Origin of the sequence: Dietzia cinnamea NBRC 102147, from assembly GCF_001571065.1 — a bacterium.
Classification (GTDB): domain Bacteria; phylum Actinomycetota; class Actinomycetes; order Mycobacteriales; family Mycobacteriaceae; genus Dietzia; species Dietzia cinnamea.
Genome location: NZ_BCSW01000016.1, coordinates 19019 through 40653, shown reverse-complemented (window position 1 = coordinate 40653; position 21635 = coordinate 19019). Strand labels below are relative to the sequence as shown.

The following is a 21635-nucleotide window of genomic DNA, read 5'->3' as shown; positions in this document are numbered from 1 at the left end:
GAGGCGGCCTACTGCCCCTGCTGGCCCTGGCCGCCGTGGTACGGGGCGGTGGGGTCGGTGAACTGCTGCTGACCCTGCTGGGGGGCCGGCTGCTGGTAGGGCTGCTGCGGAGCCTGCGGGTATCCCTGGGCCGGGGCCTGCCCCTGCTGCTGCCCCTGCGCCTGGTACTGCTGCGGAGGCTGCGCCTGTGACTGCTGCGGAGCCTGGGGCTGGTACTGGTTCGCCTGTGGCTGCGCGTACTGGGCGGGGTTCGGCTGACCCTGGGTGAGCGCCTGCGGCTCCTGGTCCTCGGCCGGCTTGTCGTCGTTCTGCATCTCCTTGATCTCGGACTTGAAGATGCGCATCGACCGTCCGAGGCCGCGGGCGGCGTCCGGGAGCTTCTTCGAACCGAAGAGCAGGAGCACCACCGCGAGGACGATGAGCCAGTGCCAGATGCTCAACGCACCCATGTCAACCTCCGTTTGTCTGACAACGTTTCCATGCTAGCGCACCCGCCGCCGGCGACGACACCTCGCAAACCCAGGAAACCCCCCGTGACCTCGTCGTTCACCGGGAATTCACGCGCTGGTCGCCAGAGTCGTCGCCCGTCTCGTAGACGGCCAGGCCCTCAGCGGCACGGCGGGCGACCTCGGCGGCGAGCCCGGGGTCCGCGGGACGCACGACATCGGCGTGCCCGAGCAGGAAGCGGAGCAGCCACGCACGGTCGTGATAGGCGATCTCGACGTCCAGATCGCCGTCGGGGCGGCGGACCACCGTGTGGAAGCGGAACTCGTCGAGGAACCACGCTGCGGCTGCCGGGACACGGGCGGCCTCCAGGCGGACGTCCCCCTCGCCGTCGTCCTGTGGCTCCGGGCCGAGCGCGCGGCGCGGTCCCACCTCCTCCACCCCGCTCATCCGATCCGTGCGGAAGGTCCGCCACTGACCGGACGAGCGGTCCACGCCGTGGAGGTAGGAGTGACCGTCGGCGACGGACAGGCGGGCCGGGTCCACGACGCGTGTGGTGGAGGTGTCAGAGCTCGCCGAGTGGTAGACGAAGCGCAGCGCCCGGCCGTCGTGCACCGCGGTCCGCACCACGTCCGCGTCGGAGTCCGCCGACTCGCGGCGCGTGTCATCCGCGGTGACGCGGGCGTCTTCGCCGGTGGCTGCGCGCAGCGTCGTGAGCAGGTCGCGTAGCGCGGTCTGGTCGATCACCTCGGGTTGGCCGAGGAACACGGCCAGCCCGGTCTCCAGGGTGACCGCCTCGGCGGCGGTGAGGCGCACGGGGCGGTCGATGCCGGCGGTGAACGTCACCTCGACCATCTCGGCGTCGTCGAGGTCCTCGGAGGAGAAGGCCAGGTCGATGAGATCACCGGGGCCGTAGCCGGGCAGGCCGCAGGACCACAGTTGCCACAGGGCGTCGCGGAGTTGCTTCTCGCTCATGCCGAGGTCGCGTGCGGCGTCGGTCACCCGGACGGGACCGCGGGTGTGGAAGTACGGGACAACGCTGAGCAGCGTCGCGAGCGGGACGGTGCGGGGACTCATCGGACGGCCTCCTCGGCGGCGCTGAGGATCGACACGACGCGCACCCGCAGCTCCGCCGGTCCCAGGGCGACGGCATCGGGACCCTGCGCGGCCACCAGCGCGGACAGTTCGCCCAGCGGCGCGGCGAGACCGAGATCGGCGCCCGTCCTGCCGAAGCGCTGTGCGGGCGTGGCTGACCGGGCCATCGCGCGCAGCTCGGCGGCGCGGCCGTCGGCCACCCACACGGTGGCCTCGAGCAGCGGGTTGAGGCGGGAGACGGCGTCGTCGAGCAGCGCCAGGACCTGCTCGGTGGGCGGCACGGGGACGGTCCGGGCGGCGCGCGTCGCCTTGACGTCGGAGATGCGCACGAGCCGGAAGGTGCGGGGCTCGCCGCGGTCGAGGTCGTGGCCGACGAGGTACCAGTGCCCGTGGCGGGAGCCTGTCCACCACGGTTCGACCCGGCGCGTCCGCGGGTCGGAGGCGCCTGCCGGGGTGTGCGAGAAGGTGAGGCCGGTGCCCTCGGCGACCGCCTCGGCCACCAGGGCGGCCGTGGCGAGCTCGGCGGGGTCGGCCACGGAGACGGTGGCGCCGGCGTCGTGGACGGGGTCGATCCCGGCGGCGGTGAGCTTGGCCAGCGCCCCGCCGGCGCGGGCGGCCCTCTCCCCCTCGCGCCACACCTCGGCGGCCACGGCGAGCACGCCGGCCTGCTCCGGCGTCAGCGTGATCTCGGGCAGCTCGTATCCGTGGGCGGGGATGCGGTACCCGGCGGGCGAGCCGGGCGCGAGCGACGCGCCCTGTTCGAGCGGCACGCCGACGTCACGCAGCTCCCGTTTGTCGCGTTCGAACATCCGCAGGAAGGCGTTCTCGGACTCGCAGTCGTCGTAACCCTGGACCATCCGGCGGATCTCGTCGGCCGACAGGAACGCGTTGGTCGACCTCAGACAGATGACGAGGTTGACCAGGCGTTGCGACTTCGAGGTGGACACTGCTGGAACGCTATCGTCCGAGCGCGGCGATGAGATCGTCGACACGCGGGTCGACCTCGGCGAACGGGTCGGTCAGTGCGACGGTGGGTACCGAGCCGTCGGAGAGCTTGAGGTGCACCCAGTCCACGGTGAAGTCGCGCCCGGCCTGCCGTGCGGCGGTGATGAATCGACCGCGCAGCGCGGCGCGGGTGGTCTCGGGGGCGACGCTGCGGGCGCGTTCGACGGCGGCGTCGTCGACGACGCGCGAGACCATCCCCCGGCGTTCGAGCACGGAGTGCAGCCCCCGCCCGGGCCGGATGTCGTGGTAGGTGAGGTCGATCTGCGCGAGGCGCGGGTGGTCGAGGTCGGCGCCCGTCCTGGCCTGCACCTGCCGGATGAGGCGCAGTTTGGCGGCCCAGTCGACGTCGGCGGCGATCGAGTCGTGGTCCCCGGACTCCACGGCGTCGAGGATGCGCTCCCACAGGGCCACGCAGTGTTCGACGTCCGGGCGGTCGTCGCGCTCCCATCCGCCGGCGTCGAGGTAGCGCCGGACCGCGCCCAGGAACTCGCGCTGGATCTCGAGCGCGGACATGGTTGTGCCGTCGGTGAGGGCGACGGGGCGGGTGCCGGTGAGGTCGCGGCTGATCTCGCGGATCGCGCGTATGGGGTGCGCGACGGCCATCGGCCGCAGCTCGACGCCGGCCTCGATCATCTCCAGCACGAGCCGGGTGCTGGCGATCTTGAGCAGCGTCGTGGTCTCGATCATGTTGGAGTCGCCGACGATCACGTGCATGCGCCGGAACCGCGTCGAGTCGGCGTGCGGTTCGTCGCGGGTGTTGATGAGCGGTCGCGAGCGGGTGGTCGCCGAGGACACGCCGTCCCACATGTGCTCGGCGCGCTGGGAGAAGCAGTACACCGGCTCGGAGGTCTCCCCCAGGCCCACGCCGGCTGGGATGCCGGGCAGGATCTTGCCGGCGCCGCAGATGAGCTGCCGGCTGACGAGGAACGGGAGCAGGGTGTTGGCGAGGCCCCGCACCTGGGTGCTGCGGTCGAGCAGGTAGTTCTCGTGGCATCCGTAGGAGTTGCCCACGGAGTCGGTGTTGTTCTTGAACAGGTAGACGCGGGCGTCGATGCCCTCGTCCGCGAGGGACTGTTCGGCGGCCAGGGCGAGGTCGTCGACGATCCGCTCCCCCGCCCTGTCGTGGGCGACGATCTGTCGCAGCCCGTCACATTCGGCGGTCGCGTACTCGGGGTGGGAGCCCACGTCGAGGTAGAGGCGCGCGCCGTTGTCGAGGAAGACGTTCGAGCTGCGCCAGCGCTCCACGACGGGGCGGAACAGATAGCGGGCGATCTCGTCGGCGCCGAGCCCACGAGCGCCTTCACCGCTGACGCTGGTGATTCCGAACTCGGTCTCGATCCCGACGATGCGACGGATCATGGGGGTCTACTGCCCGCCTTTCTGGACGTAGGACTTCACGAACTCCTCGGCGTTGGTCTCGAGGATGTCGTCGATCTCGTCGAGCAGCGAGTCGGCGGTGGTGGTGTCGGCGGACTTGACGAGCTGGCCGGCCTCGTCGTCCGGGTCGGCGGGTCCGCCGGCGTTCTTCTGGATCTGGGACATGGTGTCTCCTCGTGTGTCTGAGCGGGACGGGCCTGTGCGGGCCGTCAGTACGGGTACTGGTCGGGCCCGTCGGGCCCGAGGAAGTCGGGATGGGCCTCGCAGTACTCGCGGGACCCGACGTAGGGGTCGGTGAGGTCGACGTGGCGTTCGTGGCCGCGGGAGTCGACGACGACGACGTGGTCCCACCCGGCGGCGCGGATGCGGTCGCCGAGTTCGGCGAGGAAGCGTCCCCTGGCCCAGGCCCGCGTTCGTGCGGGCGGGGTCGTGACCGCGGCCTCGACCTCGTCGTCGGTGACCAGTCGGCGCATGGCGCCCTTGGCGACCAGACGGTTGTAGAGTCCACGCCGCGGGTCGATGTCGTGGTACTGGACGTCGATGAGGGCGAGCCGGGCGTGGTCCCAGTCCAGGCCGTCGCGGGTGCGGAAGCCCTCCAGCAGCCGGAGCTTGGCGGGCCAGTCCAGTCGGTCGGCGCACGACATCGGGTTCTCCTCGAGCGCGTCGAGGATCCCGCGCCACTCGCCCAGGACCTCGAGCGCCCAGCCCGGGCGGCCCGTGCCGTCGCCGATGACGCCCGCGACCCGCTCGAGGATCTCGCGCTGGAGAGCGAGGCCGGTGACGTTCCGGCCGTCGGGCAGTCCCACGGTCGCCCGGAGCGTGGGGTCGTGGCTGATGATGTGGACCGCCTCGACGGGATCGACGGGCAACAGGTCGGAGAAGTCGCCCCCCGCCTCGATCGCGTCCAGCACGAGGCAGGTGGTGCCGATCTTGAGGTAGGTGGCCAACTCGGACATGTTCGCGTCGCCGATGATGACGTGCAGGCGGCGCCACGTCTCGTCCGGGGCGTGGGGCTCGTCGCGGGTGTTGATGATCCCCCGCCGCAGGGTGGTCTCGAGCCCGGTGAGGACCTCGATGTAGTCGGCGCGCTGGGCGAGCTGGTAGCCGGCCGTCTCTCCGGACTGGCCGATCCCGACGCGGCCGGCACCGCTGAACACCTGGCGGGACAGTAGGTGCGGGGCCAGGCTCACGGTGAGCCCGTCGAAGTCGACGTCGCGGCGCACGAGGTAGTTCTCGTGGGCGCCGTAGGAGGCGCCCTTGCCGTCGACGTTGTTCTTGTAGAGCTTGAGCTCGGCGTTGCCCTCGGTGGCCGTCGACTCGACGCCCGCGCGGTGCATGATCACCTCGCCGGCCTTGTCCCAGATCACCGCGTCGCGTGGGGAGTCGACCTCGGGAGCCGAGTACTCGGGGTGTGCGTGGTCGACGTAGAAGCGGGCCCCGTTGGTCAGCACCCGGTTGGTCACCCCGAACTCGCTGGGATCGTAGGCACGTGCCGCGCCCAGGTCGAAGCCGCGGGCGTCGCGCAGGGGCGACTCCGAGCCGTAGTCCCAGCGGGCCTCGTCGGCTCCCCCGGCGGCCTCGCCCGGGTCGGTGTAGGCCTTGATCACCTGGGTCGAGGTGACCACCGAGCTGAGCAGCGGCTGCCCGACGGCGACGATCCCGAACTCGATCTCCGTGCCGATGACGCGCCCGCGCGGGTTCACCGCCCGTCTCCCCGGTTGGGGACGGAGACCTCGATGACGCGCTCACCTCGGACGCCGGTCAGGCGTGCCCACTCCTGGGGGTTGGACGTGTTGGGAAGGTCCGTGTTCTCGGCGAATTCGGCGTCGACCGCGTCGAGGAAGTCGTCGGTGGTCAGTCCCCGGCCGGTGCCGTGGACGATGTCTTTGATCGCCAGCTTCTTGGCGCGGTCGACGATGTTGCGCAGCATCGCCCCGGAGGTCAGGTCGGCGAGGTAGAGCGACGACCGGCGGCCGGAGGCGTACACGAGGTGCACGTAGGTGGTGGAGGCGTCACGGGTGTAGAGCCGGTCGACGATGCGCTCGATGAGTTCGCGGACATGGGTCTCACGGTCCGTGTCTCCGACCTCGACCGGGTCGAAGCGAAGGTCCGGGGTGATGTACTTGGCGAGGATGTCCGCAGCCGCGTTCCGGTCGGGCCGGTCGATGCGGATCTTCAGATCCAGGCGGCCGGGCCGGAGGATGGCGGGATCGATCATGTCCTCACGGTTGGAGGCGCCGATCACGATGACGTTGCGCAGGTCCTCCACGCCGTCGATCTCGGCGAGCAGCTGCGGAACGATCGTCGTCTCCATGTCCGAGGACACGCCGGACCCGCGGGTGCGGAAGATGGAGTCCATCTCGTCGAAGAAGACGATCACCGGGTTGCCCTCGGTGGCCTTCTCCCGCGCGCGTTCGAAGATCGACCGGATGTGCCGCTCGGTCTCGCCGACGTACTTGTTGAGCAGCTCGGGGCCCTTGATCGAGAGGAAGTACGAGTTCGGGTACCGGCCGTCGCTGACGTCGTCACCCCGGGCCACCGCGGCCGCACGCGCCAGCGAGTGCGCCACGGCCTTGGCGATGAGGGTCTTGCCGCATCCGGGAGGGCCGTAGAGCAGGACACCCTTCGGCGGGGCCAGGTGGAACTCGCGGTACAGGTCGTGGTGGACGAAAGGCAGCTCTATCGCGTCGCGGATCTGCTCGATCTGCGGACCCAGACCGCCGATGTCGGAGTACTCGACCGTCGGGATCTCCTCGAGGAGGAGCTCGTCGACCTCCGCCTTGGGCACCACCTCGTAGGCCACGCCGGCCTTGGGATCGACGAGGACCGCGTCGCCGGGGCGGACGGGTGCGGGGTGCTCGGCCGTGCGCGCACCGCGCAGGGCGGCGGCGAGGACCACGATGTGCTCCTCGTCGTTGCCCATGACCACCCGCGCGCGCACGCCGTCGGCGAGCACGTCCCGCAGGACGGCGGTCACGCCGGTGACCGGGAGCTCGCTCGAGACCTCCAGAACGGTCATGGCCTCGTTGAGGCGCACGGTCACGCCCGGGGTCAGGTCCGCGGCGTCCACGCCGGGGGCGATCGCCAGGCGCATGCGGCGACCGGCGGCCATGACCTCGACGGTGTCCGCGCCGGCGGGACGGGTGAGGACCACGCCGTAGGTGCTGGGCGGGGTACCGAGCCGCTCGACCTCGCCCTTGAGGGCCTCGAGCTGGTCGCGTGAGTCCTTGAGCAGTTCCGCGAGCCGGACGTTGCGGGCGCCGAGGGCGTCGATCTTGATCGACTTCTCCCGATCCGATCGGGCCCCCTCGTCCACGGCCTTGCGCAGCCGCGCGAGTTCGGCGCGGTCGACCGCCACCCTGTCCTCGCCCTGGCCGGCCGGGGAACGTCCCTCGGTCACGCGATCACCTGCCCTCCTGGTCGTCGACGGGTCTCCTCGTCGTCGTCCCCTTCACCCTATCGCCGGGGTGGCACGCGGGTGGGCGCGCGCTCCCTCAGCCCTTACCGCTGCGACGCTTGGGCTTGAGGGTCGTCACCCCCTCGGCGAGGCGACGCGCGGTCACCAGGAACGCGGTGTGGCCCTGCATGCGGTGCTCGGGGCGCACGGCCAGGCCCACCACGTGCCACCCGCGGTTGATCGACTCCCACGCTCGGGGCTCGGTCCAGCACTGCTGGCGCCGCAGCGCCTCGACGACGTCCGACAGCTGCGTGGTCGTGGCCACGTAGGCCACCAGCACCCCACCCGGCACCAGGACCTCGCTCACCGTCGGCAGGCACTCCCACGGCGCGAGCATGTCCAGCACCACGCGGTCGACCTGACCGCCCAGCGCCTCGACCGAGGTCTCCGCCAGGTCCGCGACCCGGAGGTCCCAGTTCCCGGGGTGCTCACCGTAGAAGGTGCGGACGTTGCGCTCGGCGTGCTCGGCGTGGTCCTCGCGGATCTCGTAGGAGAACACCCTCCCCTCCGGGCCGACCGCCCGCAGCAGCGAGCACGTCAGGGCCCCCGACCCCGCGCCGGCCTCGAGGACACGGGCGCCGGGGAACACGTCGCCCTCGTGGACGATCTGCGCGGCGTCCTTGGGGTAGATCACCTGCGCGCCGCGCGGCATCGACAGCACATAGTCGGTGAGCAGCGGGCGCAGCGCGAGGTACTGCGCGTCCTTGGTCGAGGTGATGATCGATCCCTCGGGCGCACCGATGAGATCGTCGTGGCGCACCGCGCCGTGGTGGGTGAAGAACTCCGCACCCTCGACCAGCACGACGGTGTACTTGCGCCCCTTGGTGTCGGTGAGCTGGACGCGGTCACCCACGACGAACGGGCCGGATCGCTGCACGGGACCTCCAGAGGACGGGGGGTCGGTTGTCCGACCGGTTGTCTACCCTGCCAGGTGTGACGGATCCCCTCGAAATCGGTGCCATCCCGGCAGCGGGCGACGTACCCCTGCCGGAGCGCAAGCCCCTCGCCCTGTCGGCCTCTCGCGCGTCCGACTACCGGCAGTGCCCGCTGCTGTACCGGCTGCGCGCCGTGGACCGCATCCCGGAGCCCAAGACTCGCGCCCAGGTCCTCGGCACGGTCGTCCACTCCGTGCTCGAGGAGCTGTACGGACTCGAGCAGTCCGAGCGGGCGCCGCAGCGCGCCGCGGACCTCGTCCCCGCCGCCGTCGAGCGCTTCTACGCCGAGGAGGACGGCGCGACGGTGGTCCCGCTGTCCGACCGCGCCGACTTCCAGGCGCAGGTCGCGGCGCTGGTCGCGGCGCTCTACGGCGTCGAGGATCCGCAGCGCTTCTCCCCCGCCTCCTGCGAGCAGTACCTGGTCACCGCCACCGCGGCCGGCACCCCGCTGCACGGCTTCCTCGACAGGGTCGACGTCGCGCCCACCGGGGAGGTCCGGGTGGTCGACTACAAGACGGGTAAACCCCCGCACCCGCGCTTCCAGGACCAGGCGATGTTCCAGATGCGGTTCTACGCCCTGATGTACCAGCGCATCCATGGTGTGCTGCCCGCGCAGCTGAAACTCATCTATCTCAAGAACGGCAGCTGGCTCACCTTCACCCCGGACCACGCGTCGCTCGTCGAGACCGAGGCGTCCCTGGACGCGCTGTGGTCGGAGATCGAGCGGGCCGGGCAGACCGGTGACTTCCGCCCCCGCACGTCCCGCCTGTGCGACTGGTGCAATCATCAGGCGCTGTGCCCGGCGTTCGGCGGCACCCCGCCCGAGTACCCGGGGTGGCCGGGGACCCGCGTGGTCCCCGCCGGCGCACGCGATCTGTTGACCGGGCGAGGAGAACCGAGGAGTTCATGATGACGGAGGCCTACTTCGAGCCGCTGGGATCCGACGACGGCTGGGAGGTCTTCCGCGCGACCCCGCACACCGTCAGCGCCTGGGGCCCGGACCTGCAGCACGGAGCGCCGCCCTCGGCCATCCTCACCCGCGCCATGGAGCGCCTCGACGCCGGCGGCGGCGCACGCATCGCCCGCGTGGCCGTCGATCTGCTGGGGCCCGTCCCGCTCGGTGAACTGCGGACCCGTGCCCGCGTGGTCCGACCGGGCCGCCGGATCCAGCTGCTGGAGTCGGAGCTCGTCGCCGGCGGACGGACCGTCGCGCGGGCGAGTGCGTGGCGACTCGCCACCGGCGACACCACCCACGTCGAGCAGGCGGCCGAGACGCCGCGCGTACTGCCGGACACCGATCACAACGGCGACTTCTTCACCCGCTGGACGAGTGGCTACATCGACTCGCTCGAGATCCGCGGCGCCGAGGACGGCACCGTCTGGGCCCGGCCCACTCTGCCGCTGGTCGCCGGGGAGGAGCCGACGCCCGTCCAGCACGTGATGTGCGTGGCCGACATCGCCAACGGGGTCGGCGCGGTCCTCGAGCCCGCCGAGTGGCGGTTTCTCAACACCGACCTCGTGACGCACCTGCACCGACCGCCCGTCGGCCGCTGGATCGGCGTGGCCGCCCGGGCGTCGATCGGACCGGACGGGGTCGGCGCGACCTCCGGGACACTGTTCGATGAGAAGGGCGCGATCGGCGACACCCTGCAGGCCCTGCTCGTCGAGCGGGTGTGAGCCCGAGAATGTACGGACGCGGCTGGTGGACTTCAGAGCCCCGGTGTGCTGCGGTAAGTGTGCTACCTCGTCCGGTAGACCGTGACGTTGCGCGCAGTTCGTTCGAGCCAGAACTCCGTGTGGTACCGCTCGTTCTCAGTCAGCCAGTCGTCGAGCCGGGCTCGCGTCAATCCCCGTCGTTTGAATGCCGACGACTCCATCGCACAGATCTGATTGGTGGTCAGGTAGCCGCCTGGGGCGACCCGCTGGAGGCATTCACGGAGATGTTCCTCGATCGACCCGCTGTAGCTCTTATGTAGCGGAGCCGGCGTGACAGTCGAGCCCCGCGCTGTATTCGAACGGGAGGCTCGCACAGGCCGAGTTGATCGAGGTGGCGATGACGAAGGAACGGAAGCAGTCCCGATACCGCTTATTGGTGCCTTGGGAGGCTCTGTCAGACCGGCGGCTGTCTCCGCAGGCCGTTGGCAGCCGAACCCACTGGTTTCGCCGTCCGGAACGCGGGGGCCCGGGGACACCCGGGCCGGCCGGGTATCTGAGGCGGACGCAGGTTGATTTCCTGCGACCGCCGGGCCGGCCCAGAGGGAGGCCACGCGATCTGCCAACTCCCTCGCGCGTTCGAGGATTTCCGCGCTCCCCCACTGGGGATGCGAGGCGATCTCGACGTTGAGGGCAAGCTTGCTGCTACGCAGAGTCTGGCGTTTGACAGAGAAAGTGTTATTTCCCATCTCACTGTTTAAACCGGTGAGCGTGAGGTTTCCCAAACAGTGCAGCTGCATCTCCGGATCGATCCCGTCGATCGTCAGGATGGGGGCCTCCCAAGATGACGGCGGCTTCTGCGGAAGGATGTGCTCGATAGAGAGCGACTCCGAGTTAATTAGGCCGAGCTCTTTGTGTCCGTAGGATTCCTCCAGGCCCAGCAGGACGTGACGGAGCGTCGGGTTCCTCGAGATGTTGTACAGCCGTTCGCGGACTGCGTTGTTCCGGAGCTCGTCGTCGTTCGGCCAGCGGTACTGGGGCCGCGACAGTATGAGGCGAATACGCGAAGGGACATGTTCCGCGAAGTCCAGCTCTTGAGGCAATCTAGTGAACAGCCGGTTCAGGCCAGCGGCAGTCAGCCCGGCCAGGGTCCGGCGGACCAAGAACGATTCCGCGTAGTGCAGCGCCAGCGCTACGTCGTCGTCGCTCATCTGGCCCTCCCCGCGGCCTTCGAGCAGAAACAATGCAAGTGGGTGGATGGTCTCGTTTCCGAGGCGCTTGATTCGTCGCAGTGCTGCGGCGACGGTGGGACTGTCTGACGTCTCCGGAGAGAGAATGTTCCGAAGGTAGGTACTCCGGCGACGAAGATCGCGCACGAAGTCGATCACGTCGTCCTCGTCCGCCGCTCGCCGCGTGAGCCTGTTCTTCTGGGCTTGGTAGGTGTTCTTCTTCGACAGTGTCGGAGTTCCTCGCAAGACCATATCCAGGTAAGCGAGATCCTCGATTCGATCGGAGCCAATGTTCCGCTCAATGTCCGCCCACATTGTCCTGTGGACGAGGTCTCCCTGCGTGGGCAGCATCATGAACACATGATTGCGGAGAAGGTCGCCCTGAGTCAGGGAAAGCCCCTTGTCATTCAGCGATTCGAATATTCGAAAAGTATTGTCCTCGGCCGACAGGGAGATTGCGATGATCTCCATTCGAGAGGTGATCACGTTCAGTAGCCTGGAAAGTCGGTCGTCGTCCATCGTGTCGACCAGAGCGCTGAACTCATCGAAAGCGTTGAGGATCTCAGAGGGGCCGTCCGGGCGAGTCGTGCCGTCGACCAAGTGCTCCAGCGCAGTACGGTCCAACTGTGTCGGAAGGAGCTTGAGCCGTGATTCCCCGGTCTCGTGCCGATTTATCAAGTAGACGTCGTTCGTCTTCTCGGCAGCGCCGTTCTGATCTCGCTCTCGCAACCTGTCGCGGATCGCCAGAACGAAGATGTAGAGACTGGTGAGCCTCTGCTGACCGTCCACGACTAGGAGGCGCTGGATCCCGAAGAAGCTAGAACCGGTTGCGGGCGCCAAGACGACAGATCCGAGGAAGTGGTTATCGGGCGTGTCAACATCTTCGAACTTCTCGAAGATGTCGTCGACGAGAATTGCACGTTGCTTTTTAGTCCAGCTGTAAGGGCGCTGGTACAGCGGGACAAGCAACTGCCGCTGTCCATCCACCAATTCGCTGAACGTGCGCTGCTCGGCCTTCACCCGTAGAAGTGTAACAGTGCGAACATTTCATCGAGTTGGGCCACGTTTCGGCTATCGCGGAGCGGCGCATTTCTCGCACACCTTCGGCAGCGGCGATAGTCCTATCCCATGCGGCAGGAGCGGATGTCGGTCGCGATGATCGACTTCGCGCCGGCGGCGGCCAACTCGTCCATGATCGAGTTGACCCGCTTGCGCGGCACCATCGACCGGACCGCGATCCACGCCGGGTCGGCCATCGGGGACACGGTGGGTGACTCGATCCCCGGCGTGATCGTCGAGACCTCGTCGAGGAGGCCCTTGGGGCAGTTGTAGTCCAGCATCATGTACTGCTGGGCGAAGACGACGCCCTGGAGTCGCGCGCGCATCTGCGACATCGCGGCCGTCACCTCGGCGTCCGCGCGCGAGATCAAGACGCCCGAGGAGTCACACAGCACGTCGCCGAACGCTTCGAGGCCGTGGACCTTCAGCGTCCGGCCGGACCCCACCACGTCGGCGATGCAATCGGCCACACCCAACTGGATGGAGATCTCCACGGCGCCGTCCAGGCGGATCACCTCCGCCTCGACCCCCCGCCGCTGGAGATCGCGGCGCACGATGTTCGGGTACGACGTCGCGATCCGGGCGCCGGCGAGTCGGTCGGTCGACCATCCCGCGCCGGCGGGTCCTGCGTACCGGAACGTGGAGTGGCCGAATTCGAGATCCAGGACCTCGTTCACCTCGGCCATCGAATCGGCGGCCAGGTCGCGGCCGGTGATCCCCAGGTCGAGTCGGCCGGAGCCGACGTAGACGGCGATGTCCTTGGGTCGAAGGAAGAAGAACTCGACGTCGTTGTCCGGGTCGATCAGGGTGAGGTCCTTGCTCCCCTCGTGGCGACGGCGGTAACCGGCCTCGGAGAGCATCTCGGAGGCGGACTCGGACAGTGCGCCCTTGTTGGGCAGTGCGACACGCAGCATGACGGGTCTCCGGGATCTGTGAGCGTGAGGATGGACATGGGTCGCGACCCGGACGGGCCAGACCTAGAGATGTCGGTAGACGTCCCCGAGGGTCAGTCCGCGCTTGAGCATCATGACCTGGGTCCAGTACAGGAGCTGGGAGATCTCCTCCGCCAACTCCTCGTCCGACTGGTACTCGGCCGCGATCCAGACCTCTCCGGCCTCCTCGATGACCTTCTTGCCCAGATGGTGGACGCCCTTGTCGAACGCGGCGACGGTGCCGGATCCCTCGGTGCGCGCGGTGATCCGCTCGGAGAGCTCGGCGAACAGGGAGTCGAAGGTCTTCACGCGGCCTATTGTCCCACAGCCGCGCCCACGGGTGACCCCGAGGTGAGCGCGTGGAGCCCCGCGACGTCGACCCCCTCGAGCGTCGAGTGCGTGTGGGCCCCCGCGACGTCGGGTTGACCGTCGGTGGACGGGATGTAGAGGACGCGGCACCCGGCCGCTACCGCCGCGGTGGCCCCGGTGACCGAGTCCTCGACCGCGACCGCCGACCCGGGCTGGACGCCCAGCTCAGCGCAGGCGAGCAGGTACGGGTCCGGCGCCGGTTTCCCCTCGGCCACCATGCAGCCGGTGACGACCACGTCGAACCGGGACCGGTCGATGAACTCCAGCGGCACCACGGCGACGTCGGCGGTCGTGTTGGTCACCAGGGCGACGGGGACCCCGGTCGCGGCGATGTCGGACAGCAGTTCCTCGGCACCCGGGCGCCACCGCATGTCGGTCCGCATGAGCTCCGTGACGCGCGAGTTGAGGCGATGCGCGAGACGGTCGAACTCCTCGCCCTCGATCCGGCGTCCGGTGTATTCGCCGAGGATCTCGAAGAACCCGTGCAGGGAGTTGCCCAGTGTCCGTTCGCGGGTCGCCTCGTCCAGCGGCCGTCCCATGTGCTCGGCGAGCTCGAAGACGGCGATGTCCCACAGTCGTTCGGTGTCGACGAGGGTGCCGTCCATGTCGAGACACACCGCGGCGGGGAGGTGGGCGGTAGAGGTGCTGGTCACGGCCTACTGTCTACCCGAAGCAGGTGAACCGGGGGTGACGCGCGGCAGGCCGCCGGCGGCCGCGACCGGTGACAGTGCGGCAGTCCGTGCGCCGCCCCCGGCGAGGACGGCACCCACCACGGCGAGGGCGGCGGACCCGCCGATGCTGAGCATGACGATCTCCTCAGGCCGGGTGAAGGTGATCTTACCCGCCCGGGATTCGGCCGACGCTCCGTCCGACGGCTCAGACGTTGAAGTACTTCGCCTCGGGGTGGTACAGCACGAACGCGTCCGTCGACTGCTCCGGGTGTAGCTGCAGTTCCTCGGACAGCACCACCCCGATGCGCTCGGGCTCGAGCAGGTCCACGACTACCTTGCGCGACTCCAGGTCCGGGCACGCGCCGTAGCCGAAGCTGTAGCGCGCTCCGCGGTACTTGAGGTTGAAGTAGTCCTGGATGCTGTCGGGGTCCTCGTCGGAGACCGATCCCTCGGGCAGGGTGAGCTCGTCGCGCACGCGTCGGTGCCAGAACTCCGCCAGTGCCTCCGTGAGCTGCACCGACAGTCCGTGCACCTCGAGGTAGTCCCGGTAGTTGTCCCCGGCGAACAGCTCGTTGGCGAAGTCCGCGATCGGGGTGCCCATCGTCACCAGCTGGAACGGCAGGACGTCCACCATGCCTTCCGCCTCGCAGCGCTCGCGGGAGGCCACGAAGTCCGGGATCGACAGGAAGCGGGGGCGCTGCTGGCGCGGGAACGCGATCTTGTGCAGCACCTCGGCGTCCGGACGCGGCTCGGCCAGGACCCAGATCTCGTCGCCGACCGAGTATGCCGGGAAGTAGCCGTAGACCACCGCAGAGTGCGACAGGAGGCCCTCGGTGGTGAGACGGTCGATCCAGGCGCGCATGCGCGGCCTGCCCTCGGTCTCCACCAGTTCGTCGTAGTCCGGCCCCTCCCCGCTGCGGGTGCCACGCAGGCCCCACTGCCCGAAGTACAGCGCGCGCTCGTCCAGGTGCCCGAGGTAGTCGGCCACCGGGATGCCCTTGGCGATGCGGGTGCCCCAGAACGGCGGGGTCGCTATCGGCTGGTCCGCGGCGACGTCCGAGCGCTCGGGAATGACCACGGGCTCGGCCTCGGCCGCGCGCTTGGCCGCGATCCGCTCACTGCGGGCACGGCGCTCGCGACGCTCGGCCGCCTTGGCCGCGGCCTCCGAGGACTGTGCCATCGGGACGCCGGTCCGCTTGGCCGTCATCACCTCGTCCATCAGCCGCAGGCCCTCGAACGCGTCGCGGGCGTAGAACACATCGCCCTGGTACATCCCGGCGAGGTCGACCTCGACATAGGAGCGGGTCAGGGCCGCGCCGCCGAGCAGGACGGGGAACTCACCGGCGATGCCCTCGGAGTTGAGCTCGGCGAGGTTGTCCTTCATCACCACGGTCGACTTCACCAGCAGACCGGACATGCCGATCACGTCGGCCTTGTGCTCGCGTGCCGCGGAGATGATCTCCGAGATCGGCTGCTTGATGCCGATGTTGACCACGTCGTAGCCGTTGTTGGACAGGATGATGTCAACGAGGTTCTTGCCGATGTCGTGCACGTCGCCCTTGACCGTGGCCAGGACGATCCGTCCCTTGCCGTCCTCATCGCTCGCCTCCATGTGGGGCTCGAGGTGGGCGACCGCCGCCTTCATCGTCTCGGCCGACTGCAGGACGAACGGCAGCTGCATCTGACCGGAGCCGAACAGCTCACCGACCGTCTTCATCCCACCGAGCAGGTGGGAGTTGATGATCTCCAACGGGGGGATCTCCGCCATCGCGGCGTCGAGATCCTCCTCGAGTCCCTTGCGCTCGCCGTCGACGATCCGCGCGGCCAGGCGCTCCATGAGCGGCATCGCCGCGAGCTCGGCGGCGCGGGCGTCCTTGGCGCCGGCCGCGGAGACGCCCTCGAAGAGCTCCATGAACACCTGCAGCGGGTCGTAGCCCTCGCGGCGACGGTCGTAGACCAGGTCCAGGGCCACCTCTCGCTGACGGTCGTCGATCTTGCTCATGGGCAGGATCTTGGAGCTGTGCGCGATCGCCGAATCGAGACCGGCCTGGACGCACTCGTGCAGGAACACCGAGTTGAGCACCTGGCGGGCGGCCGGGTTGAGGCCGAACGAAATGTTCGACAGACCCAGCGTGGTGTGGATACGCGGGTGGGCCCCGGTGAGCCGACGGATCGCCTCGATGGTCTCGATGCCGTCGCGGCGGACCTCCTCCTGCCCGGTCGAGATGGGGAAGGTCAGACAGTCGATGATGATGTCCTCCTCCGCCATCCCCCAGTTCCCGGTCAGGTCGGCGATGAGCCGCTCGGCGATCTCGACCTTGCGGTCGGCGGTGCGGGCCTGGCCCTCCTCGTCGATCGTCAGACCGACGACGGCCGCGCCGTGCCGGGACACCAGCCGCATGATCCGCTGGAACCGCGAGTCCGGCCCCGCGCCGTCCTCGTAGTTGACCGAGTTGACCGCGCAGCGACCGCCCAGCTTCTCCAGGCCCGCCCTGATGACCTCGGGCTCGGTCGAGTCGAGCATGATCGGCAGCGTCGAGGACGTGGCCATCCGGCCGGCCAGCTCTGCCATGTCCCCGGAGCCGTCGCGGCCGACGTAGTCGACGCAGAGGTCGACCATCTGGGCGCCGTCGCGCATCTGCTCCTTGGCGATGTCCATGCAGGTGTCCCAGTCGGAGGCCAGCATCGCCTCGCGGAACCGCTTGGAGCCGTTGGCGTTGGTGCGCTCACCGATCATGATGATGCCCGCGTCCGCGCGCAGCGGCGTGGAGCTGTACAGCGAGGCGACCGCGTTGACGGGCTCGACCGTGCGCTCGGCCCTCGTCCGTGTGCCCACCTGCTCCCGGAGCCGGGTGATGTGCTCCGGCGTGGTACCGCAGCAGCCGCCGACCATTGAGAGGCCGAACTCGGAGACGAAGTCGGCCACCTGGGGCGCGAACTCCTCGGCACCCAGCGGGTAGACGGCGCCGTGCTCCCCCAGCTCGGGCAGGCCGGCGTTGGGCATGACCGACACAGGGATCTCGGCGTGCCGCGACAGGTAGCGCAGGTGCTCGACCATCTCGGCCGGCCCCGTGGCGCAGTTCAGGCCGATCATGTCGATGCCCAGCGGCTGCAGCGCGGTCAGTGCCGCGCCGATGTCCGATCCCAGCAGCATCGTGCCGGTCGTCTCGATGGTGACGTGCGAGATGATCGGCAACCGCCGTCCCGCGGCCGCCATGCCGTCCTGGCACCCGAGGACCGCGGCTTTGACCTGCAGCAGGTCCTGGCTCGTCTCGATCAGGTACGCGTCCGCTCCCCCGCGGGCCAGCCCCTCGGCGGCCTTGGAGTACGCGTCTCGGATGTCCTCGAAGGTGGTCTGACCCAGTGAGGGCAATTTGGTCCCGGGCCCGAGCGAACCCAACACCATCCGCGGGGTCCCGTCCTCGGACGGGCCCATCTCGTCGGCGACCCCGCGCGCGATCGCCGCACCCTTCTCGGCGAGCTCGCCGATACGGTCGACGATGTCGTAGTCGCCCAGGTTGGACAGGTTGCACCCGAAGGTATTGGTCTCGACCAGGTCGGCTCCGGCCTCGAAGAAAGCACGGTGGATCCCCGACACCACGTCCGGCCGCGTCGCGTTGAGGATCTCGTTACAGCCCTCGAGACCCAGGAAGTCCTCGTCCACGTCGAGGTCGACCGCCTGCAGCATCGTGCCCATCGCCCCGTCACCGATCAGTACTCGCCGACGGGCGGCGTCCAACAAGGGCGAATCGAAATCGACAGACATGGGCCCCAGTGTATGGGTGCCTCCGGATCGGAGGTACGTAGGCTGTACTGATGACTGTCGAATGGAGTCCCGACGGGCATCTCGATCTCGAGAGCCCGGTGATGATCGTGGCCTTCGAGGGCTGGAACGACGCGGCGGACGTGGCGACCGGCACCATCGAACACCTCGCGCTCAACTGGGAGGCCCGCCAGATCGCCGAGGTCGGTGGTGACGAGTTCTTCGACTATCTCGAGCAGCGGCCCGTCGTCCGGTTCGCCGGCGGGGTCTCGCGCTCGGTGGAGTGGCCGCGCATCGTCGTCTCGGCGTGTCGGCCGGACGGCGTTGCCAACGACGTCCTGCTGGTGCGCGGGCCCGAGCCGGCCCTGAAGTGGCGGCGGTTCGCCTCCGAGTTCGTCGACCTCGTCGACACCCTGGGCGTCTCCCAGGTCGTGCTGCTGGGGGCCTACCTCGCCGACGTGCCGCACACCCGCCCGGTGCCGCTCACCGGTGCGGCGTTCAGCCGTCAGCGGATGACGACCATGGGCGTGGCCCCCTCGGACTACGAGGGGCCGACCGGGATGTCGGGCGTGCTGCAGCAGCTGCTCACCGAGGCGGGCGTGCCCACCCTGAGCCTGTTCGCGGGCGTGCCCCACTACGTGGCCTCCCCGCCCAACCCGCGCGGGACCGAGGCGATGTTGTCGTGGCTCGCCGAGAACCTCGGGATGGCCGTGCCGATGGACGCGCTCCGCGTCCAGGCCCGGACGTGGGCCGAGCGTGTCGACGCCGCGGCGAGCGAGGACGAGGACCTGCGCGACTACATCCGGTCCCTGGAGGACCGGCTGGACGAGGAGTCGGGGGTCACGCCGGGCGTGGACCCCGAGCCCGACCGCGGCCGCGCGTCCGGCGGGGAGGCGATGCCACTGGTCGACGGCGAGGCGATCGCCGCCGAGTTCGAGCGCTTCCTGCGGGGTGACCGGGACGAGCCCGACGCCGGCTGACCGGCGTCAGACGGCGATCGTCGGGATCCCCATCAGGGCGTCCAGCGCGGTCGCGATGCCGGCGCCGGCGGACGGGTCGGAGTCGTCGCCGTCCAACGTGGCGGACGCCCACGCGTCGATCACCGCGAGCGCGCCGGGCGTGTCGAGGTCGTCCGCGAGGCGCTCGCGCATCTCCGCGATCACGGGCGCCGCGTCCGCGCCGACCCCCCGGCCGATGGCCCGGCACCACAGGCCGTACCGGGCGTGTGCCCGCTCGAGCAGCTCATCGGACCACGAGCGGTCGACGCGGTAGTGCCCGGCGAACAGCCCGAGCCGGATGAGGGCGGGATCCACGCCCTGCTCGCGCAGCGCCTGCACGCGCACGAGGTTGCCGAGCGACTTGCTCATCTTGACGCCGTCGAGGCCGATCATCGCGGCGTGCACGTAGAACCGCGCGAACGGTCGCCGGCCCGCCGCGGCCTCCGCGTGCGCGGCGGAGAACTCGTGGTGGGGGAACGCCAGGTCGCTGCCGCCGCCCTGGATGTCGAACTCCATCCCGAGCCGGTTGCGGGCGATCGCCGAACACTCGATGTGCCAACCCGGTCGGCCCGCCCCCCAGGGGGACGGCCACGACGGCTCGCCGGGCCGTTCGACCCGCCACAGCAGGGCATCCAGCGGGTGTTCCTTGCCGGGCCGGTCCGGGTCGCCACCGCGCTCGGCGAACGCGACCGCCATCTCGTCGTCGTCGTACCCCGACTCGTATCCGAAGTCGGCGGTGGCTCTATGCCGGTAGTACACGTCGGAGTAGCCGTCGACGTCCGGGTCGATCCGGTAGGCGTGGCCGCGGTCGAGCAGCTCGCCGACCATCTCCACCACCTCGTCGATCGTCTCGGTGGCCGCGACGTAGTCGCGCGGCGGTAGCACCCGCAGCGCCTCCATGTCCTCGCGGAACAGGTCGGTCTCCCGGTCCCCCAGCTCGCGCCAGTCGACCCCGTCACGCTCTGCCCGCTCGAAAAGCGGGTCGTCGACGTCCGTGGTGTTCTGGACGTAGTGGACCTCGTGACCCGCGTCCAGCAGTTGCCGGTAGACGAGGTCGAACGTCAGGTAGGTCGCCGCGTGACCCAGGTGGGTGGTGTCGTAGGGGGTGATCCCGCAGACGTACATGCCCGCGACCGGGCCGGGCTCCACCTCGCGGACCTCACCCCCGGCGGTGTCGAACAACTTCAGGGGGACGCCGTCGCCGGGGACCGAGGGGACGACAGGCGAAGACCACGAGTGCATGGGGCCGAGTCTAGAGACCGCCCGGTCAGAAGAGCGGCCAGGGTAACGGGTAGCCCGGCCCCGGGACGGGGAACGTCCGACTCGCCAGCAAGGTGTCGACACGCTCGCACAGCGCCGCGATCTCGGCGTCGGACAGCAGGTCGGAGAGGGTGCGCCGCAGCTCCCCACCCGCCTCCAGGCCGCGACGGACGAGCTCGAGGCCCTCGACCTCGTCACCGTCCAGGGGCTGGCCCGCCCACCCCCACAGGACGGTGCGCAGCTTGGGATCGGTGTGGAACGACAGACCGTGATCGATCGCCCACACCACCCCCGCGGCGTCGACCAGGACGTGCCCGCCCTTGCGGTCGGCGTTGTTCACCATGTGGTCGAACACCGCGATCCGGCGCAGCCGGCCGTCGGTGACGTGGGCGACCACCACGTCCTCACCGCGGGAACCCTCGCCGCGCAGCACCACGGCACGGCCGTGCGGCACCGCGTCGGCCGGGTGGACGTCGACCGGGTCGTGACCGGGTGCGTGTTCCCGGTCGACCTCCTCGATCCACCGCTGCGCCATGCCCGGCCCGCCCGGGCCGTGAGCCGCGACCGTCTCCGGTACCAGGCCCCAGCCCGACGCCTCGGACACGGCGTAGGCGGCGATCTCCCGCGCCGCGAGACTGCCGTCGGGGAAGTCCATCAGCGGGCGCTCCCCCGCCGACGGCTTGTACACCCAGCTGTCGCCCCGCTCGTCGACGCAGTGGTAGACCGCGTTGCTTCCGGACGGGATCCGGGACAGGACGGTGAGCTCGGGGCCCGCCGGACGGTCGGTCACGGGTCGATGAGGTCGGTGAGCGCCTCCCCCGACCGCGGCAGGTACCCGTTGAGGCGGACACACAGGTGACCGGTGGTGTCGATCGGCTCGCCGCACAGCGGGCACGGCGCCCGGCCCGCGGAGACCACGCGCTCGCTGCGCAGGACGAACTGGCGGGCACGCTGCGGGGTGAGGAACACCCGCAGGGCGTCCGGGGCGTCCTCGGCGTCCGACAGCACCACCGACTCGTCCGTGGCCGACGGGTCCATCGCCAGCAGCTCCACGACGATCTGATTGCGCTCGCCGTCCCAGCCGAGGCCCATGGTGCCGACCTGGAACTCCGCGTCGACCGGCATCTCGAGCGGATCGAGGTCGTCGACGTCCCCTCCGGCCGGGGGCACGGGGATGTCGGACTTGGCCGCGATCTCGTCGAGCAGGTCGCCCATCCGCTCGGACAGGATCTGGGCCTGCTGCTTCTCGCAGCGGACGGAGATCGTCCGGCCCGCCTCGGTGGCCTGGACGAAGAAGACGCGTTCGCCCGGCTGGCCGACCGTGCCCACCACGAACCGGGCCGGATCGCGGAACTCGTGGACTGCCCTGCTCATGCCGGTCGTCTCCT

19 protein-coding genes are annotated in these 21635 nt (G+C 69.8%); 3 read left to right on the top strand and 16 right to left on the bottom strand.

Annotated elements, in window-relative coordinates:
- Positions 1 to 8: 8 nt before the first annotated feature.
- From tatA to DCI01S_RS07945, 8 genes are all read right to left on the bottom strand, one after another.
- Entirely contained in the window at positions 9 to 449 is a 441-nt protein-coding gene (tatA, locus tag DCI01S_RS07980; RefSeq protein WP_061228729.1) for a Sec-independent protein translocase subunit TatA, read from the bottom strand.
- Between the two features lie 97 nt (positions 450 to 546).
- Positions 547 to 1521: a helix-turn-helix transcriptional regulator gene (locus DCI01S_RS07975; protein ID WP_061228728.1), complete on the bottom strand. Its 975-nt coding sequence runs from the start codon at positions 1519 to 1521 to the stop codon at positions 547 to 549.
- Positions 1518 to 2486 (bottom strand): helix-turn-helix transcriptional regulator, encoded by a 969-nt coding sequence (locus tag DCI01S_RS07970; RefSeq protein ID WP_061228727.1) that lies wholly within the window; start codon positions 2484 to 2486, stop codon positions 1518 to 1520. Before DCI01S_RS07970 ends, DCI01S_RS07975 begins: the two co-directional genes overlap by 4 nt.
- 10 nt (positions 2487 to 2496) lie before the next feature.
- Complete coding sequence (gene pafA, locus DCI01S_RS07965; protein WP_061228726.1) at positions 2497 to 3903, bottom strand: Pup--protein ligase; 1407 nt, start codon at positions 3901 to 3903, stop codon at positions 2497 to 2499.
- A gap of 6 nt (positions 3904 to 3909) precedes the next feature.
- Positions 3910 to 4086: a ubiquitin-like protein Pup gene (locus DCI01S_RS07960; RefSeq protein ID WP_061228725.1), complete on the bottom strand. Its 177-nt coding sequence runs from the start codon at positions 4084 to 4086 to the stop codon at positions 3910 to 3912.
- Between the two features lie 44 nt (positions 4087 to 4130).
- Positions 4131 to 5624 (bottom strand): depupylase/deamidase Dop, encoded by a 1494-nt coding sequence (gene dop / locus DCI01S_RS07955; protein WP_061228724.1) that lies wholly within the window; start codon positions 5622 to 5624, stop codon positions 4131 to 4133.
- Positions 5621 to 7321: a proteasome ATPase gene (gene arc, locus DCI01S_RS07950; RefSeq protein WP_061228723.1), complete on the bottom strand. Its 1701-nt coding sequence runs from the start codon at positions 7319 to 7321 to the stop codon at positions 5621 to 5623. The genes dop and arc overlap by 4 nt, the downstream gene beginning before the upstream one ends.
- A gap of 94 nt (positions 7322 to 7415) precedes the next feature.
- Positions 7416 to 8255 (bottom strand): tRNA (adenine-N1)-methyltransferase, encoded by an 840-nt coding sequence (locus tag DCI01S_RS07945; protein WP_061228722.1) that lies wholly within the window; start codon positions 8253 to 8255, stop codon positions 7416 to 7418.
- Between the two features lie 56 nt (positions 8256 to 8311).
- Here DCI01S_RS07945 and DCI01S_RS07940 point away from each other — a divergent pair, with 56 nt between their 5' ends.
- On the top strand, positions 8312 to 9223 hold the full coding sequence (locus DCI01S_RS07940; RefSeq protein ID WP_061228721.1) for a RecB family exonuclease: 912 nt from the start codon (positions 8312 to 8314) through the stop codon (positions 9221 to 9223).
- On the top strand, positions 9223 to 9990 hold the full coding sequence (locus DCI01S_RS07935; RefSeq protein ID WP_061228720.1) for a thioesterase family protein: 768 nt from the start codon (positions 9223 to 9225) through the stop codon (positions 9988 to 9990). The genes DCI01S_RS07940 and DCI01S_RS07935 overlap by 1 nt, the downstream gene beginning before the upstream one ends.
- A gap of 62 nt (positions 9991 to 10052) precedes the next feature.
- Here the strand turns inward: DCI01S_RS07935 and DCI01S_RS07930 are convergent, their stop codons facing one another.
- From DCI01S_RS07930 to metH, 5 genes are all read right to left on the bottom strand, one after another.
- Positions 10053 to 12215 carry a DUF262 domain-containing protein gene (locus DCI01S_RS07930; protein ID WP_061228719.1) on the bottom strand — a complete coding sequence of 721 codons (2163 nt, stop codon included), beginning with the start codon at positions 12213 to 12215 and terminating at the stop codon, positions 10053 to 10055.
- 101 nt (positions 12216 to 12316) lie between these two features.
- Positions 12317 to 13168 (bottom strand): ATP phosphoribosyltransferase, encoded by an 852-nt coding sequence (hisG, locus tag DCI01S_RS07925; protein WP_061228718.1) that lies wholly within the window; start codon positions 13166 to 13168, stop codon positions 12317 to 12319.
- 63 nt (positions 13169 to 13231) lie between these two features.
- Positions 13232 to 13495, bottom strand: coding sequence for a phosphoribosyl-ATP diphosphatase (locus DCI01S_RS07920; RefSeq protein ID WP_061228717.1), 264 nt, complete (start codon positions 13493 to 13495; stop codon positions 13232 to 13234).
- A gap of 5 nt (positions 13496 to 13500) precedes the next feature.
- Positions 13501 to 14208, bottom strand: coding sequence for an HAD family hydrolase (locus DCI01S_RS07915; protein WP_061228716.1), 708 nt, complete (start codon positions 14206 to 14208; stop codon positions 13501 to 13503).
- A 223-nt stretch (positions 14209 to 14431) separates the two neighbouring features.
- A complete protein-coding gene (metH, locus tag DCI01S_RS07910; RefSeq protein WP_061228715.1) occupies positions 14432 to 17992 on the bottom strand; it encodes a methionine synthase in 3561 nt (1186 codons plus the stop codon).
- 50 nt (positions 17993 to 18042) lie between these two features.
- Here metH and DCI01S_RS07905 point away from each other — a divergent pair, with 50 nt between their 5' ends.
- Positions 18043 to 18969: a PAC2 family protein gene (locus DCI01S_RS07905; RefSeq protein ID WP_061228714.1), complete on the top strand. Its 927-nt coding sequence runs from the start codon at positions 18043 to 18045 to the stop codon at positions 18967 to 18969.
- Positions 18970 to 18975: 6 nt separating this feature from the next.
- Here DCI01S_RS07905 and mshC read toward each other — a convergent pair whose 3' ends face one another.
- From mshC to DCI01S_RS07890, 3 genes are read right to left on the bottom strand one after another with little or no spacing between them, the layout of a single operon-like run.
- The gene (gene mshC, locus DCI01S_RS07900; RefSeq protein WP_061228713.1) at positions 18976 to 20229 is read right to left on the bottom strand and encodes a cysteine--1-D-myo-inosityl 2-amino-2-deoxy-alpha-D-glucopyranoside ligase; all 1254 of its coding nucleotides are present in this window, start codon (positions 20227 to 20229) and stop codon (positions 18976 to 18978) included.
- Positions 20230 to 20254: 25 nt separating this feature from the next.
- Positions 20255 to 21037 (bottom strand): Rv2133c family protein, encoded by a 783-nt coding sequence (locus DCI01S_RS07895; protein WP_061228712.1) that lies wholly within the window; start codon positions 21035 to 21037, stop codon positions 20255 to 20257.
- Positions 21034 to 21621 (bottom strand): Rv2134c family protein, encoded by a 588-nt coding sequence (locus DCI01S_RS07890; protein WP_061228711.1) that lies wholly within the window; start codon positions 21619 to 21621, stop codon positions 21034 to 21036. The genes DCI01S_RS07895 and DCI01S_RS07890 overlap by 4 nt, the downstream gene beginning before the upstream one ends.
- Positions 21622 to 21635: the final 14 nt, after the last annotated feature.